2 protein-coding genes are annotated in these 1,239 nt (G+C 52.8%); both read right to left on the bottom strand.

The window, feature by feature from the left end:
* Positions 1-744: 744 nt before the first annotated feature.
* Positions 745-1,065, bottom strand: coding sequence for a hypothetical protein (locus PMI22_RS08690; RefSeq protein WP_007947380.1), 321 nt, complete (start codon positions 1,063-1,065; stop codon positions 745-747).
* 49 nt (positions 1,066-1,114) lie between these two features.
* Positions 1,115-1,239: MbcA/ParS/Xre antitoxin family protein (locus tag PMI22_RS30730; RefSeq protein WP_007947379.1), on the bottom strand; the 125-nt coding region annotated here is incomplete at its 5' end.

Raw genomic sequence — 1,239 nt, 5'->3', positions numbered from 1 at the left:
CCGATCCGCAGCGGGTTATTGAAGCCGCAACGGACGAGGTAGCTGGCATTACCCATGGCTAAGTCATCAACCCTAAGTGCCCCGTGCACCGAGTGACACCTGCCAAGCAGCATGTGGAATATTCAGCGGCGTTCGAACTTGATCGAACGCCACTTTTTACATGGGAGCTACCTATCGAGGCCGCCAGGCAGTAGCCCACAAACCCTTTCTTTTTTCTGACACCCTAGCGTGTGTACGAGGCTAAAACTGTCCACTTCAATTGAGGTGGACACCATTGCCTTTGGCTTTGAGCTCAGGAAGGTATGTTCTCCGCATGCATACGGCTGGTCGACGCGGACGCAGAAGAGAAAGCTGCGGAGAAGACTTAGCAATAACCCACACTCCGAGGCGTATGGCACTTGGGTGGCAAAGCTACCGTGCGCCAGCGCGACTGTATTGACTAGGGCGTGTTCTTCGGGACTTAAGGCTTCACATTTTATTTCAGATATTTTTTTCCATTTTCTCAGTAATGACGGGGCCTCTACGCCTATCTCCCTCCCGAAAGCCCGATCCCACCTTCACATTTCTTTTCACATTTTCTCGACGGTTCGTATGGCAAAAATTCGCTAGCTGGCACCGGAGCCGTCCCCATGAAAAAACGCGTTTTGAAGCCGAATGCAGATGCTCGACCGGACCGTTTTCAGTCGAACGATCCCGTCACGAGCGCCCGAATCGATGAGTCAATTGAGTTGTCTGACTGAGGGTTTATTTGTCAAAGCTGCCGCCGTCGTTGAAGTAGTCGTCCGTTGCGACCAAGCCGAAAGTGTCGGTCAATCGGTCATTGTCGTTCTCACTGAACATCGTTTGAATACGCCTTTCCTGCTTAAGACTGGCCACGGCCTGGAAAAAGCAGCGTTCACATAAATGGATCTCATAGCGCTCACCATCGTGGGCTGAACCGTATCCCCAGTGTGCCTGCAACACACCGTATTGGAGGCTACCACCCTCGACGCGAGTGCTATCGAGGCAGACATCGCACCGGAGGTCGCTGACGACCTCCACCGCTTTCTTTTCTTTGATTTTCATCAGCACCACCCGTAGTCATTAGTCGCGCACAGATCGGGGCGCTCCAGAATCAAAAAACCAACCCTTCTGCTAATTGAATCAGCACTTCTTCAACCTGGCGGGTACCCTGGCTGGTCGAGAGCATTGCTATGGGGCTATGACCTGAGAAGCGTGTCTTCGGTTTGGACAGCCAGC

Origin of the sequence: Pseudomonas sp. GM21 (assembly GCF_000282215.1) — a bacterium.
Lineage (GTDB): Bacteria > Pseudomonadota > Gammaproteobacteria > Pseudomonadales > Pseudomonadaceae > Aquipseudomonas.
The sequence above is the reverse complement of the archived record's forward strand: the minus strand, read 5'-3'. Positions and strand labels throughout refer to the sequence as shown.

Bases quoted from the DNA above. Each gene is read 5' to 3' on its own strand.
- PMI22_RS08690 (WP_007947380.1), bottom strand. From the start codon at position 1,065: ATGAAAATCAAAGAAAAGAAAGCGGTGGAGGTCGTCAGCGACCTCCGG.